The organism is Mycoavidus sp. HKI (genome assembly GCF_020023735.2).
GTDB lineage: Bacteria > Pseudomonadota > Gammaproteobacteria > Burkholderiales > Burkholderiaceae > Mycoavidus.
Genome location: NZ_CP076444.2, coordinates 965,479 through 979,505, shown reverse-complemented (window position 1 = coordinate 979,505; position 14,027 = coordinate 965,479). Strand labels below are relative to the sequence as shown.

General features: G+C 50.5%; 9 protein-coding genes and 1 pseudogene. 4 read left to right on the top strand and 6 right to left on the bottom strand.

Annotation, left to right across the window (positions count from 1 at the left end; translation table 11 throughout):
- Positions 1–163: 163 nt before the first annotated feature.
- The 3 genes from KMZ15_RS04115 to dnaE are packed head-to-tail and all read right to left on the bottom strand — an operon-like array spanning position 164 to position 6,222.
- On the bottom strand, positions 164–565 hold the full coding sequence (locus KMZ15_RS04115; RefSeq protein WP_223694474.1) for a diacylglycerol kinase: 402 nt from the start codon (positions 563–565) through the stop codon (positions 164–166).
- Entirely contained in the window at positions 558–2,636 is a 2,079-nt protein-coding gene (locus KMZ15_RS04110; protein ID WP_223694472.1) for an LTA synthase family protein, read from the bottom strand. Before KMZ15_RS04110 ends, KMZ15_RS04115 begins: the two co-directional genes overlap by 8 nt.
- Positions 2,637–2,649: 13 nt before the next feature.
- Positions 2,650–6,222, bottom strand: coding sequence for a DNA polymerase III subunit alpha (dnaE, locus tag KMZ15_RS04105; protein WP_223694691.1), 3,573 nt, complete (start codon positions 6,220–6,222; stop codon positions 2,650–2,652).
- A 230-nt stretch (positions 6,223–6,452) separates the two neighbouring features.
- On the opposite strand from dnaE, the gene KMZ15_RS04100 reads away from it, so the two are divergent.
- From KMZ15_RS04100 to KMZ15_RS04090, 3 genes and pseudogenes are all read left to right on the top strand, one after another.
- Complete coding sequence (locus KMZ15_RS04100) at positions 6,453–7,307, top strand: sulfurtransferase (RefSeq protein ID WP_223694470.1); 855 nt, start codon at positions 6,453–6,455, stop codon at positions 7,305–7,307.
- Positions 7,308–7,991: 684 nt separating this feature from the next.
- Complete coding sequence (locus tag KMZ15_RS04095) at positions 7,992–8,897, top strand: nucleotidyl transferase AbiEii/AbiGii toxin family protein (protein ID WP_223694466.1); 906 nt, start codon at positions 7,992–7,994, stop codon at positions 8,895–8,897.
- A pseudogene (locus tag KMZ15_RS04090) lies at positions 8,894–9,106 on the top strand (sulfurtransferase); the annotation flags it as partial. The gene KMZ15_RS04095 and the pseudogene KMZ15_RS04090, both read left to right, overlap by 4 nt.
- Before the next feature lie 151 nt (positions 9,107–9,257).
- Here KMZ15_RS04090 and KMZ15_RS04085 read toward each other — a convergent pair.
- Entirely contained in the window at positions 9,258–10,499 is a 1,242-nt protein-coding gene (locus KMZ15_RS04085) for a type II toxin-antitoxin system HipA family toxin (protein WP_223694463.1), read from the bottom strand.
- Between the two features lie 8 nt (positions 10,500–10,507).
- The gene (locus KMZ15_RS04080) at positions 10,508–10,924 is read right to left on the bottom strand and encodes a helix-turn-helix domain-containing protein (RefSeq protein ID WP_223694461.1); all 417 of its coding nucleotides are present in this window, start codon (positions 10,922–10,924) and stop codon (positions 10,508–10,510) included.
- 384 nt (positions 10,925–11,308) lie between these two features.
- On the opposite strand from KMZ15_RS04080, the gene mltB reads away from it, so the two are divergent.
- Positions 11,309–12,475: a lytic murein transglycosylase B gene (gene mltB, locus KMZ15_RS04075; RefSeq protein WP_258134766.1), complete on the top strand. Its 1,167-nt coding sequence runs from the start codon at positions 11,309–11,311 to the stop codon at positions 12,473–12,475.
- A gap of 63 nt (positions 12,476–12,538) precedes the next feature.
- Here mltB and KMZ15_RS04070 read toward each other — a convergent pair whose 3' ends face one another.
- Positions 12,539–13,975, bottom strand: coding sequence for a DEAD/DEAH box helicase (locus KMZ15_RS04070; RefSeq protein ID WP_223694689.1), 1,437 nt, complete (start codon positions 13,973–13,975; stop codon positions 12,539–12,541).
- Positions 13,976–14,027: the final 52 nt, after the last annotated feature.

The window sequence follows — 14,027 nt, the reverse complement described above, 5'->3', positions numbered from 1 at the left end:
TCTTTTTATTTTATTGGCCCCAGCCCTTGGCTCCTGCTGGAGATATATTCCGCGTAGTCCTACGGAGTTTCATCAAGCTAGTTCGAGAATCTTTTTTATTTTTTAAATTGAGGTCGCCGCTGAGTACGCTAAGTGAGTAGAGAAAAAAACAAACCGTACGAAATTAGGTTAACACTGAACCTAACCACGTCCATACCAACGGGCCAGCCAACGATAGCCAGACCAATCCACACAAACACAGGGCGATAAAAACAGAGGCACTCGCAAAATCTTTCGCTTGTTTGGCAAGTGGATGTCGCTCTAGCGAAATACGGTCAACAGCCGCTTCAACAGCAGAATTAAGCAGTTCAAGACTTAATACCCAAAGTATCGAGGCAATCAACATCAGCCTTTCAACCATCGTCACGGGTAAAACAACTGCAAGTGGAACCAGCATAAGGGCCAGTATCATTTCTTGGCGGAAGGCGCTTTCCTTAAGCAGCGCATCGCGAAGGCCGCACAAAGAATATTGTAGCGCATGCCAGAGACGGGCAAACCCTCGGTGCTTTTGATCAGAATTATTCATTGACTTTTGCTCCTCTAGGTTGCGCATTGGCGCGCTGCACCCCTTGCATCACTTGATAACGCGTATACCAATCAGCCAATGCCAACCATGCTCGCGCTTGCCGGCCTTGCTCTTGTAACAGAGGTGTCGAATCTGCACTTGCTGCTAGCGCAGTCTGAGAAACATCCCAGTCAAAAGCAGACGGATGTCTGCCAACAAAGGGCAATAAAGCGCCTTCTCGACTGAATAACGACTCAAAAGCCACGATCGCATACTGGTTTTGTGACGGCACCTCAGCAAACAGGCTGTCGCCAAAATGCGGATACACTGCGTCCGACAAGGCAAGATGATAAAGGCTCGGAAAAATATCTCGGTGACCGGCATAGCGGCTAGGATCAGGTTTAAAGCTGGGTCGATACGCTTGCGGCACACGAAAGTAGGCAGGAACGCGATACAAGTCTTTACTATCGGTTGGTTGGCGATAGTGCAACAAGGCGCGCATATTATGATCCCCTGTTGCCGCCACCAGCGTCTTCTCATTTAAGGCTGAATGACTAATGCGGTCAAGAAATAAACCCAGTTGATGATTCGCATATTGGTAAGTCCAAACCATTTTCTGAGCGTTCTGCGTATCGGCAGAAAAATGGGGGGCCATCTTAGAGAGCTCGAGTGCTAACGGCTGATAATGATCCGGTGTTTGATGAGGGGGATGATTAGTTGTCGTTAACAAAAAAAGAAAAACTTTCTCCCCGCGCGCTTCGCTATCTTGCAAAAGATCATAAGCAAAGTGGAATAAATATTCATCATAGATACCCCATACATTACGTTGCGCATCAGGGTAACGTTCAATAATGTTACCCATATCGTAGACTTCATCAAAGTACTGATGCTTCATCACGCGGCCAATCGAGCGCCACGCATTGCTGCCGCCATACAGAAATAAAGTACGATAGCCCTGCTCTTTAAAGGGTTTTGCTGCCGCCGCTGGATAACTCATAAAGCCATAGCTGCCTTGCGTCAATGGCGTCAAGGGTGAATTGAGCAGAAGTGCTTCTAAGGTTGGGTGAGTGCCTAATTGGGCTGAGAAAAAATTATGAAAGAGTGTATCGCGCTCTAAATGCTTTTTTAATGCACCGGTTAGATTGTTTTGCGCCGTATCAAATTTAAGCTGATGCGCCCCCCACGATTCCATCAATGCAAAAACCACATGCGGCGGGTGTGCCTTAACAAATTCATTAGGTGGCGTACGCTGAAAAATAAAGGCCTCTAAATCCTGTCGACTACCTGACTTTGCCCCGAGCGTATGAGCCACCTCTTCGAGTGAATGGAAACCATAGACTGCCAATTGCCGAGTTGGATCATCAGTGCTTATATGAATTTGCTGACGCCGATCTTTAACCGCATCGTAGAGTGTTTGCCAGGCATTGCGGACCAAATCATTAATGAAAGGGTTGGCACACACCACGGCATCCTGATCGCGCAATGGAAATTTGCCTAATTGGCCACGAGCAAAAAATACCAGCGCCAGTAAAGTGATCAGCACCACCGCAGGCGCCCGCCAGCAGAACTTTATGACGCGTGCAACGCTCTGCGCTCCTCTCGCCCAGCCAAAGGTCAAGCGCGTTTGCACCCAGGTTAATGCGATCACCATCAACCATGCCCAAACAACGGGATAATCACTCCAAATCGCCGCTATGACGCCATGCGTATCATCCTCATACAAGCCGAAGAGAATCGGCGTAAACGGTGTCTTATAGAAACCATAATAAAAATATTGGCAAATGGCGGCAAAATTGGTAGCGAAAAACAATGCGATCACCATCGCTCGCTGCACATAGCCCCCTATTTTGCGCGAAAATTTTGGCACGGCGATTAGACTCGCTAATACAAAGCATACGAGCAATCCGGTCGCCAACATTTTGAAATCAAAACGCGCGCCCATCCAAAAGGCTCGCACCAACTCTTTACACTGCTGTCCAATCAAGCTTGGGTCGCCATAGCTCAACAACTGAGCGATACGAAAGCCAGTAAAACTTAAAGTACCCAAAATGAGCACGGCCCATACGGCGCGAGAAAAACTTAAAGTTGGCATAAAGTGAATGTATTTAATAGACGACTTCGACTGCGGTTGCCCAATCCTCGGCTTGCAACCCAAGCAGCAGTTCATCCGCTGGTTTGACGCGCCATTTATCCCCGAGCGTGAATTCGCTGCGGATCGCTTGGTTACTGTAATCGATCAGCACCGGCAGGCTAGCCTTGGAATGGTCTTTCTTGGGGGCGCCATAGGCGCGGCTGACCGGCTGCTGTATGCCATTGCTTGGCGCACTTAGATCGCTCGATACCCTGTACGATTGCAAGAGTTCATGCAATCTAAGTAGCTTGACTTGGTCGCTCACCGAGATGCGCAGTGCGCGGGCAAAAGAGCTACGCGCACGCGCTAGGTCCAGTACCGTTTCGGCATTAAAGCGAATACCGCCGGTGAAACTATCATAGCGCGCGTTGCCCATCACCACCAGCAGTTCATCTTCTTTAAAAAGCTCACGGTTTGCTTCATAGAGCTCATTAAACACGGTCACTTCACATTGTGCGGTGCCATCATCAAGCATCACAATCAGCATTTTGCCGCGCTGCGTAAGCTGCGTGCGCATACTGCTAATCACACCGGCCACCAGTTTCTCCCGCCCTTCCTGCAAGTTATTCAGTTTTTGTTTAACAAAACGGCTGACCTCGCGGCGATATGCATCAAACAAATGCCCTGATAAATAAAAGCCCAAGGCGGCTTTTTCTTCTTGCAATACGCGCTTTTGTGGCCAGGCGGCTTCAGCCACCAACTCACACCCATCGGCAAGCTCAGTGTGGTCGAATAAACCTGCTTGCAACGCATGCGCGCAACGCTGCTCGGCAGCTTCTAGCGCCAGCGATACCGAGGCCAATAACTGCGCACGATTGGTCTGTAACGAATCGAACGCGCCAGCGCGAATCAATGCTTCAATCGTGCGGCGATTCACCATCCGGCGGTCAATCCGCAAACAAAAATCAAACAAATCGGTAAACGGCTGTTCAGCACGCGCGCGCAAAATATCTTCGATAGCGCTCTGCCCGCTTCCCTTGATCGCTCCCAGCCCATAATGAATCATGCGCGCCGGCTGGCCAGCGGCCGCCGCCGGCTCAAAACGATAGACTGAGCGATTAATATCAGGCGGCAATACGGTTAACTGATTGGCCAGGCAGTCTTCAAATAAAATTTTGATTTTATCGGTGTCATCTAGGGCAAGGCTCATATTAGCTGCCATAAATTCAGCCGGATAATGCGCTTTTAGCCAAGCTGTGTGATAGGCAAGAAGTGCATAGGCGGCAGCATGAGATTTGTTAAAACCGTAACCGGCAAATTTTTCCATCAAATCGAAAATTTCATCGGCTTTCTCGCGCAACAACCCATTTTGCGCCGCACCTTCCCGAAACAACTCACGATGCTGCGCCATTTCTTCGGGTTTTTTCTTACCCATCGCGCGGCGTAATAAATCAGCGCCGCCTAATGAATAGCCACCAATGATCTGCGCCATCTGCATCACCTGCTCTTGATAGACCATAATGCCATAGGTCTCTTCAAGCACGGCTTTAACCCGCGGATCGGGATAATCGACTTTCTCGCGGCCATGCTTGCGTGCGCAAAAACTTGGAATCAGATCCATCGGCCCAGGACGATAGAGTGCAACCAGCGCAATAATGTCTTCAAAGCGATCGGGTTGCGCGTCCTTCAGCATCCCTTGCATGCCGCGACTTTCAAGCTGGAACACGGCCACTGTATTGGCTTTTTTTAGAAACGAGAAAGTTGCTGGATCGTTCAATGGCACCTGCGCGAGCGACCACGCAGAACGGCTTGGATCAAGCCGGCGGATATCGCGCTCGGCCCAATCCAAAATAGTCAGGGTAGTCAAACCCAAAAAGTCGAATTTGACCAAACCCACGGCTTCAACATCGTCTTTGTCATATTGGCTAACCACCGCCGCGCTGGGTGCATTCGCATCCAGCAACTCCTGTGCGTTTTGCGCCAGCGGCATATGCTGGGTATAGAGCGGGCAGAAATGCGTGAGCTTGCCAGGGGCAATTAACACGCCACCGGCATGCATGCCAACATTGCGCGTTAGCCCTTCAACGCGCTGCGCCAACTCAAGTAGCTGCTGCACTTCATCTTCATCAGCTAAACGTTGCGCCAGTAGCGGCTCTTCTTTGATGGCATCAGCAATGGTCACATGCTTGCCTGGCTTAAACGGGATCAGCTTGGCGATCCCATCCGTAAAGGTATAGCCAAGATCGAGCACGCGGCCAATATCACGCACCGCAGCCTTGGCTGCCATCGTGCCAAAAGTTGCAATCTGCGAGACGGCATCTGCGCCGTATTTACTCTTCACATATTGAATCACACGATCACGCCCGTGTTGACAAAAATCAATATCGAAGTCCGGCATCGAGACCCGTTCTGGATTGAGAAAACGCTCAAACAATAATTTATAGCGCAGCGGATCAAGGTCGGTAATGCCTAAGACAAACGCCACCAGCGAGCCCGCGCCAGAGCCGCGGCCAGGACCCACCGGCACGCCGTTTTGCTTAGCCCAGTTGATAAAGTCGGCCACAATCAAAAAATAGCCAGCAAAGCCCATTTTGATAATCGTCGTGCATTCAAATTCAAGGCGCTGACAATAAGTCGGCCGCTCGCGCTCACGCTGCGTTGGGTCCTCAAATAATTGCTCAAGCCGCAGTTCAAGCCCTTGTTGCGCTTGTTGCATAAGATAGCCATCAAGCGATAAGTCAGCTGGCGTCGGAAACAGAGGCAATTTGGGCTTACCCAACTCCAGCGTCAAATTGCAGCGTTGAGCAATTTCAATGGTATTCGCTAAAGCCGAAGGCAAATCGGCAAAAAGCTCCACCATTTCAGCCTGAGTGCGAAAGTACTGAGCCTGAGTAAAATGTTTGGCTCGGCGTGGATTGGCGAGTAAATTCCCTTCGGCGATGCAGACTCGCGCCTCGTGTGCGGTGAAATCATCCGGCGTCATAAATTGCACCGGGTGCGTCGCCACCACCGGCAACTGCAACTCAGCAGCCAGCGCTGCTGCTTGCTGAATATAGGCAGCTTCGCCAGGCAGGCCGGCGCGCTGCACTTCGATATAAAAGCCATCCGGAAAAATCCGCGCCCAGCGTTGCGCATGGCGGCGTGCAGCCGCTTCATTACCTACTGAAAAGGCTTGCCCAATATCACCGGAAAGTCCACCCGATAAAGCTATCAGCCCACTCGCCAAACCGCTTTCGAGCCATTCAATTTGGATCTGAGCACGGCCTCGGTGCTGGTTCGTTAACCAGGCCCGGCTTAACAGTTCACAAAGATTTAAATAGCCTTGCCGATCCCGCACCAGCAGCAAAGCTCTGGCTGGCTTATCAATGTCTAGCGGGTTAGTGACCCAAACATCACAGCCGACAATCGGTTTGACGCCAACACTGCGTGCTTTCTGATAGAACTTCACGACCCCGAATAGATTACTCAAATCAGTCAGCGCAAGCGCTCCCTGGCCATCGCTGGCGGCCGCTTTGACGGCATCGTCAAGGCGCGCAATGCCATCAGTAACTGAATATTCGGAATGAAGACGAAGGTGAATAAAGCGAGAATTTTGCATAGTCGCTATTGTACCTAACGCCAGGCCATTGCATGATCTTTGCGCGCTCAATCCATTCGTTAGAGCAGATGGCACCCTAGCGCCGGTCTTTGCATCGTAATGACAATGACAGCACATTCTGTTATGCTCACCGCTTGTTTTTTGCCTGGCTAGCCATGCCTTTGCGCCCTAATTAAGCGGCTTCGCAAAAATAATGCCAATCCAAGTTCCTTGGGATAAAGCGCGATACACCTCCTGTCATGAATATCGTTAATCTTGCTGCCTACCGTTTTTTTACCCTCCATTCACCCGCACAATGGCGTGAGCCCATTCGCTCACGTTGCGATGAGCTCGGCTTGCGCGGCACCATTTTACTAGCGCCTGAAGGGATTAATCTGTTTGTCGCTGGCCCACGCCCTGCTGCTGACGCTTTTATTCAATGGCTGCGTGAAGCCCCTCTCTTTGAAGGTCATTTAGCGGATCTACAGTTCAAAGAAAGCCTATCCGCTAAACAGCCGTTTCGGCGGATGCTGGTTAGATTAAAAAAAGAAATCATCACCATGCACACCCCAGCCATCCAGCCTGGCCAGTCCCGCGCACCCGCAGTGAGCGCGCAGACACTCAAGCAATGGCTTGACCATGGTCAGGACGATAACGGGCGCCCAGTTGTAATGCTGGATACGCGTAATGAATTTGAAACCGATCTCGGCACTTTTGCCGGCGCATTGGATTACCGGCTCACTAAGTTCAGCGAATTTCCTGCCGCCATTGAAGCACATCGTGAGGACTTCACTGGCAAAACCGTGGTGTCATTTTGCACCGGCGGTATTCGCTGCGAAAAAGCTGCATTACATATGCAAAATATTGGTATTGAATCTGTCTATCAGCTAGAGGGCGGCATTCTCAAGTATTTCGAGGAAGTCGGGGGCGCGCATTATAACGGTGATTGTTTTGTGTTTGATCAGCGCACAGCGTTAAATCCAGAGCTTAAGCCAACCGCTACGCTACAATGCTTTGGCTGCCGCGCCGTGCTGACTCCTGAGGCCCAACGCTCACCCCATTATGTACCTGATAAACATTGCCAGCATTGTTATGACAGGCGGGCAGCTGCCTAAAGCAGTAAAGTCACAATGTATCAATTTTAAATCGCTGTTGACATTGGAAATACGTTACCGTTTCAACCTCATATGCCATTGGAGGAGGCTTTTTCTGTACATATGACGTATCTGCACATATAATGAACTTTATTGTTCATCTACTGTGTATTTAAATGCGCCTACGGGAATTAATGATTGCCCTAGAACACTGGGATACTACGGGCGTCTGGGCCTTTCCATCCAACACCTTGAAGCTACTCTTCCCAGGCGACGACCGGGCTCGACTGAAAGCGCTTTCGACGCATCAGAACAGCGGGCTAATTGTCCGGGTGGCGCGCGGGCTTTATATCAATCCGCGAGCACGCTGCTTACCCGACGACCTGCTCGCCGCCCTAGTCCCTTTTCTTCGACCGTGGGACCTGAACTACCTGAGCATGGAATCAAGGCTATCCGAAGCCGGCTGGATCTCTCAGATTCCTTCCCGCCTCACGCTGATGACAACAGGCCGGTCCCAAACTTTCCGGACGCCATACGGGGTCCTGGAATTCGTACACACAGCACGCGGGCTCTCGCATTTGCGGCCACATCTAAACTGGGACGGGCGGCGGCGCATCTGGATTGCGACCCTGGACTGTGCCCTACGCGACCTGCGCAGAGTGGGCCGTAGCCTCGATCTCGTGACTGAACCCACCTAAGAGCCTTATGAACATGCGCACACAAAGTGACCTTCTGCAGTTGGCCGGCCGATATGCGACGGAACGCCGCGTTCCCGTTAATACAATTGTGAAAGAGATTCTACACTATGAAATCCTATACGCGTTGGGTCAGAGCGGCGCGTCCAACGCACTGGCCTTTCAAGGAGGTACCGCCCTACGACTCTGCTATCAAGGCACCAGGTATTCGGAAGATCTCGATTTCGCCGCAGGTACCTCGTTCGATCCGGCAACGATGATGCCATTTGCAGATCTCCTGCAGCGAGAAATCGGCGAGGCCTATGGGTTGGAGGTTAATATCAAAGCGCCAAAGGATCGGCCAGCTTCTGACGGCGTGAACGTAGCACGCTGGAGTGCTCGCGTTCGAGTGCCGCAAGCAGACCCCAGCAACCCCCAAAACCAAGTGATCAACATCGAGGTAGCTAGCGTTCCCGCTCATGATCCTGACCTGGTGGCGGTGGCCACAAACTATCCACATCTGCCAGCACCGCACAAACAAATGCTCATCCTGGCAGAATCAAAGCAAGAGATCCTCGCGGACAAGATCGTCGCACTAGGTGCTTGGCCCTTTCTCAAAGCTCGCGATATATGGGATATTAAGTTTCTGACTGACCTGGGTACCGAACTTGACTTTGATCTCGTTGGCCGCAAGCTGATCGACTACGGCTGGGAAGAAGCGCGATTCAAAGAGTGTCTCAGCGAACAGATTGAAAAACTAAAAACACCCGAGAAGGCTGCCGCTTTTACACAAGAAATGTCCCGCTTCGTTGATGCCACTGTGATCAAGCAACTTGAGAACCCGGCTGTGATTCAAGCCTATCTAAAACGTGCATACGCCCTCGGGGCAAGCACTATTGACCATCCTTTTGCTGCCGCCTCTCAGCAGCCGATATAAAGTATTTCGAGGAAGTCGGGGGCGCGCATTATAACGGTGATTGTTTTGTGTTTGATCAGCGCACAGCATTAAATCCAGAGCTTAAGCCAACCGCTACGCTACAGTGCTTTGGCTGCCGTGCTGTGCTGACTCCTGAAGCCCAACGCTCACCCCATTATGTACCTGATAAACATTGCCAACATTGTTATGACAGGCGGGCAGCTGCCTAAATGATCTCTAGCTTTCGACGGGCTTAGGCAGTGATAGATCCGCTCGTTTTCAAGTGGACTGCAGAAGCTTTTCATCGATGATCGAATCATCCCAGGCCATCACTGCGTATCACAGTTAGCTTAAGGGCTGGCCAGCGCCGGTCAGATTGCATCAACCCTCATCCATGATGAACAGATGTTCCATTTCATGCACATCTGCTGCAGCGATACCCAACGCTTTAGCGCGGGCTTTCCACGTCGCCACTACGGCGAGCACTTTCTGGATGAGCAATGAAGCATCCATATTGCTTAACTTGTAATAGATTGCCGTTTCCAGTAATGCCTCTAACGATGGCTCATGTATGCCTTCGTCTATTCCCAGCACATGTTCATCTTTTTTGACGGAGGGATTCATATCATAGGCCGGCGAAAGTCGCCATCCGCTCGGCGTACGTATAAAGCCATGATTGCGCAAGTGGTCGTCGCGGTTAGCCATTGTAATATTGAATGCGACGCGAACAAATAGCTCGCGGAGATCATCGCCGATGTACGCAGGGCTACCCTGCTCGGAGATAAACTGAGCCAGATCGAGATAAGTTGCGGGCTCCTGGTCCGTTTTGTTGAGCAATGTCATCGCCGACGTAAAAAATCGCCGCGCCCCATTTTCTCGGTCGAAGCGCTTAACCATGAACGTATGGTAGGCGTGACCTAAACGCTGAACACGTGACGGAGGAACGTTGATGCCGCAGGCACTCGCCATGTCATGCAGCAGCTTTTCCCATAAAGCCACATCCTTGTCGTCGTCAGCTGCTGGAAATTTCGCTATCCATAGATCCCGCGCCTCGGAGAGGTTTGCCTTAGGACGCGCTCCGCCTAATGATGCTCCGGGAGCGACCAGTATTTTTAGCCACTGCCGTAATTTAGTCATGTCATCGATTTTTTTTCGAGACAACTCTAAGGCAACGTGCTGCAATTCAGCCAGGCTGGCAATAGGCGGAGCTGCGAGAAGTTCATTAGCAAGAAAGCCTGCGCTGCCCTCAGTGCTAAATCGCAGCGCACCCATGCGCGTATGGTCCTGTACTCCACAGAGAAATTCCCATGCTCGTAGTGTTATTTTTGTCCGACCCGCCTCCTTAGCTTCGATGGTCTCGCGACGTTGCATCAGTACCTGCCCCCATCGATCGGGGCACGAATCCATGAAAACACCAAAATTAGAGTTAACGGGGTAAAAATCGCCAGAATCAAGGGTCAATGCGGGGTCCAGTTGAAACACAACTGGACTTTTTAGCCATTCTTTGTCATAAGTGAAACGCACTCCGTCATGCCCAACCTTATGCAGCGTCCCAATAATCTGAAGCGCTCCAAAAGCCGGGTCGTCCAACCAAACTTTCAGGCTCGGTTGTGATTTTTTCATGGCCATTTTCAGTCCTTGTCATCGACAATAGCGGTACTCACCGCCTCGGCACCAAGCTCCTGCGCCGCTTCGACGTCGACTGAGTGATGCGTATTCCTTTTGGTTCGGATAGAGGATGTCACCGGTGCTCGCTTCCGCTGGGGAAGCTCTGCATCCTGAAGCCGGCGCCCAAGTACGTCGTCGAGAGCTACAGCACCAATATCTTTATCAAGCCCTAACACGACCAGCACCTGAAAATAATTGCCCAGTGTCACAGACGGATTTCCTGCTTCAATTTTGCTTAGTGTCTGGCGAGTCATGCCCGCACGAGCCGCCACCGTCTCGGCGGAAAAATGACGCCGTAGACGAGCGTACTTAAGCCTTTGCCCAAGATCAGCTAAGACTCGTATAGAGTTCGGGTATAACGTTGCGGATGGCCTAGGCATAATGGAACCTATTTTATACAAAAACTTGTATTTTGTTAACTATAGTTAACATTGTTATGGAAAATGGCAATATAAGATCTCTTTTGCATATTATATGGACCAAATCTATAATAGCACAGTTAACGTAAACTATTAAACACATAAAAAATACAATTTGTACACTATAGATTACATTGTGTTATATTTTTTGGTAATTTTTCATAGGCTCTTGGAAGTTGGAGTCAGAGAACTGCGCCGTCGGTTGTCGCCTCTTGATAAAATGGTTGACATGCAGATTTTGAACTAGTACTCTACTATGATCGCTGATCGCCTTGAAGGGTATCGGATGTGTGTAAATCGCACAGGTTTTATAGATTGATGTTATTCATATAATTCTATCGATTCATGATGACCGAAATCAACGTCTTAGCTCCTCCTGCCACTCGCCGCGCATTCAACTCCAACCCGTTTCTAAGGTGGCTGTTTGCTCTCGGATATGTGCTCGCAGCAAGCTGTATACCAACACAGTCTCAGGCTGAATCAAGAGCGCCGGCACCGCAGCAAACCTTCGAGGAAAAGCGTGTCTCACAACGCTATCTGAATAATCCAGCTATCGAGGCTTTTATCAGTGACTTAGTCACACGTCATCACTTCGAACCCAGTGCGCTACGTGCACTTTTTGCGCAAGTTAAATATTCCACCCTATCTGTAAAGCTTGAGCAACAAACACTCGCACCATCCCCCCGCGATTGGCATACGCATCAGTCACGCTTTCTCACAGCAGAGCGCATTAGTGCTGGTGCGCGCTTCTGGCGTACACATGAAGCAACTTTGCGACGCGCGCACCAAGAATTTGGCGTGCCGCCCGAGATTATTGTTGGGATCATTGGCGTTGAGACTTTCTATGGCCGTAATATGGGTAATCATTGTGTGTTAGATGTACTGACGACACTGGCTTTTGACTATCCAACTAAGCCAAACCAGTTGCAACGCATGGCATTGTTTCGCCAAAACTTGGAAGATTTTTTACTCTGGACCCGTGCTGCTGGTCTCGATCCAACTCGCGTTTTAGGCTCTTATGATGGAGGGATCGGTCTTGCGCAATTTATGCCAAGCAGCATTATGCAATACGCCATTGATTATGATGGTGACCAAAAGGTTGATTTATATACAAGCGCTGCCGATGCAATCGGCAGCATCGCCAATTATTTGCACCAACACGGTTGGGAAAGTGGCCGGCCAGTGATTTGGAAAATCGCCTCCGATAACGGTAGCCTGGGTATTGCACAGGCAGAGGCAGATGGGAAAATCGAACCCCGCCGACCGCTGGGGCACTTACTTAAAGCGGGCCTATTGCTCAATGAAACATTCAACACAGAGGCTGAATTAAGCACTCTGGTCAATATCATTGATTTACCCAACGTTAAGCAGCCTACTGAATATAAGCTCGGCCTGCGCAATTTTACTGTGATCTTGAAATATAACCGCAGCTTTTTTTATGCGCTTAGCGTTTATCAACTTGGCCAGCAAGTTAAGCAGTGCTTGCAAATGAGTGAAAAGAAAGAGGTGTAAGCCAAGAATGTGAGCGCTTTAGCGTTACCAGCGGTCATACAAGGGCACCACTTACTTCATTTTTCACTTTGGCTTATAGGGCATGCCGCCCAGTAACGCTGCTAACGGACGTTTTTGTGCTGGCTTAGAATGATGACCCGTGACAGCTTCCGTTTTTGCTTGCAGAGCTGAGTCAGAAGGTTGATAAGGTCGCGTGAAAAAATCGTCCAACTCTGCCGTCGGCCGACCAGCATCGAGCGCAGGCCGCTTGCCTGTTGCCCGCCGTGGGGAAAAATCACGATCGTGACGGTGTGTGCGATTTACTGCGCGCGCCCTCTCAATCGTCAGCGGCTCACGCTCAAGCGGACGCTGAATGAGTTTCTCAATATCCGCTAGGTGTTTGGCTTCATGCGGGCTACACAATGAAAGCGCTTCACCTGAAGCGCCCGCCCGGCCAGTTCGACCAATCCGGTGCACATAATCTTCTGCATTAAAGGGCAAATCAAAATTAATCACCGCGGGCAGCTCAACAATATCCAAGCCACGCGCAGCCACGTCAGTTGCGACCAGCACGTCGATTGCGCCCTGCTTGAAAGCATCAAGCGATTGCATGCGCTCATTCTGGGTTTTATCGCCATGAATGGCTGAGACGACGATACCTTCATTTTCCAGTTGCCGCGCCAGCCGGCTAGCGCCGATTTTGCTATTGCAAAAAACGATCACTTGCCTTAACCCACGCTGGCGAATTAATTGGACCACTGCTGCCTGTTTATCGCCTTCTGCTACTTCGTAAACAATTTGGCGAACATTCGTAGCAGTTGAATTGCGCTGGGCCACTTCGATGGTGACTGGACTGCGTAAATAGCTCGCCGCTAGTTTTTTGATTTCATTTGAGAAGGTCGCCGAGAACAGCAAAGTTTGCCGTTCAGGCGGCAACATATTTGAGATGCGCTGCAAATCAGGCAAGAAACCCATATCCAGCATCCGATCTGCCTCGTCTAAAATCAGTATTTGGACTTGGTCTAATTGGGTATTTTTTTGCTGTATATGGTCCAATAGGCGCCCAGGCGTGGCAATCAAAATCTCGACCCCGCGCCGTAATTCAGCGGCTTGCGGATTCATATCGATGCCACCAAACACGACGGTACTGCGCAGCGCGGTGTGTGCAGCATAGATACACACATTTTTAGCGACCTGGTCAGCTAACTCGCGCGTAGGCGTTAACACCAATGCGCGCACTGGATGCCGTGCTGGCGAAGCGCTGGTGCTGGCGTAAGGCAGCAGCCGTTGGATCATCGGCAACGAAAAACCTGCCGTTTTACCGGTACCGGTTTGCGCCACTCCCATCACATCGTGGCCAGCCAGAATAACGGGAATGGCCTGCGCCTGAATTGGCGTTGGCGTGGTGTAGCCCTGCCCTGCCAGCGCCTTTAGAATATCTGCGTGCAGGCCAAAATGATCAAAACACGGCAAATCTCCGGCATCGGTTTCAGGCACGGATGAAATAAGCGTTTCAGACATCATGGCGTTTTTTTAAAGTAAAGGGCAGATATCGCACCGTGGGTTTGCGCTA

Excerpts from the sequence above, each read along its gene's own strand:
- KMZ15_RS04070 (WP_223694689.1), bottom strand. The coding sequence starts at position 13,975 with ATGTCTGAAACGCTTATTTCATCCGTGCCTGAAACCGATGCCGGAGAT.
- KMZ15_RS04115 (WP_223694474.1), bottom strand. The coding sequence starts at position 565 with ATGAATAATTCTGATCAAAAGCACCGAGGGTTTGCCCGTCTCTGGCAT.
- mltB (WP_258134766.1), top strand. The coding sequence starts at position 11,309 with ATGATGACCGAAATCAACGTCTTAGCTCCTCCTGCCACTCGCCGCGCA.
- KMZ15_RS04110 (WP_223694472.1), bottom strand. The coding sequence starts at position 2,636 with ATGCCAACTTTAAGTTTTTCTCGCGCCGTATGGGCCGTGCTCATTTTG.
- KMZ15_RS04080 (WP_223694461.1), bottom strand. The coding sequence starts at position 10,924 with ATGCCTAGGCCATCCGCAACGTTATACCCGAACTCTATACGAGTCTTA.
- KMZ15_RS04100 (WP_223694470.1), top strand. The coding sequence starts at position 6,453 with ATGAATATCGTTAATCTTGCTGCCTACCGTTTTTTTACCCTCCATTCA.
- KMZ15_RS04085 (WP_223694463.1), bottom strand. The coding sequence starts at position 10,499 with ATGAAAAAATCACAACCGAGCCTGAAAGTTTGGTTGGACGACCCGGCT.
- KMZ15_RS04095 (WP_223694466.1), top strand. The coding sequence starts at position 7,992 with ATGAACATGCGCACACAAAGTGACCTTCTGCAGTTGGCCGGCCGATAT.